This is a genomic window from Mesorhizobium sp. M0601 (assembly GCF_040320845.1).
GTDB lineage: Bacteria > Pseudomonadota > Alphaproteobacteria > Rhizobiales > Rhizobiaceae > Mesorhizobium.
In genome coordinates, this window is sequence record NZ_JAMYQK010000128.1 from 1 (window position 1) to 879 (window position 879).

1 protein-coding gene is annotated in these 879 nt (G+C 67.7%); it reads left to right on the top strand.

What is annotated here, in order from left to right; all coding sequences use genetic code 11:
• Positions 1-592: IS110 family RNA-guided transposase (locus tag NKI41_RS33205; protein ID WP_352687293.1), on the top strand; the 592-nt coding region annotated here is incomplete at its 5' end.
• Positions 593-879 lie beyond the last annotated feature (287 nt).

Consider the following 879-nt stretch of genomic DNA (forward strand, 5'->3'; position numbering starts at 1 on the left):
CGGCGACGCGACGGTGCCGGCGCTGGCAAAGGAACTGCTTGAGACGCTCGGCGAGGAATACCGCGCGGTGTGCGCGCGATACGCGGCAATCGACAAGAAGCTGTTGGCCCATCACCGCAAGGACGAGACTGGACAGCGGCTGGCTGCGATGCCCGGCGTCGGGCCGGTCGTGGCGAGCCTGCTCGGCGTCAAGGTCACTGATGCGACAGCGTTCGGTTCGGGACGCGACTTCGCGGCGTGGCTGGGGCTGACGCCGAAGAACCATTCGACCGCCGGCAAGAACCGGCTGGGGGTGATCACGCGGGCCGGCGACGAGATGCTGCGGCAGGCGCTGGTGGTGGGCGCGACGGCCCACATCCAGCAGGTGCGTCGCGGCCGCGCCAAGGCCTCGCCGTGGCTGGCGGCGTTGATTGCGCGCAAGCCGCCGAAGCTGGCGGCTGTGGCGCTCGCCAACAAGACCGCCCGTATGGCCTGGAAGATGATGATCACCGGCGAGCCGTACCGTTGCGGCCTGGCGGGCAGCCTGACGCCTCCTCGCCGCCCTCAAGGCCGCTTCGCGCCGCCTACGGCGGTGGCCTGCGGCCAGCCCTGACCGCGGCTCAGCACGACGCTGACATGCCCGGATAGGCCGCAACGGAGGAACACCGAACACAAGCTCTTGCAACGGAAGGAAGATGGCGTGATCGATCGATCCGTGACGCGCGAAACTCCGAGGGATCCATTGGCCAACGAAACCGCTGGCATGATTGGAACGGGCGTCGCGAACCCCACCTTGGCCAGCGGCCGCAAGGACCGTGCTCAAAGGCCGGACATATGGACGCAAGCGATCGAAAACGACGCAAAACAACCGTTGCAGGCAGGGCGCCGTCCACATATGGA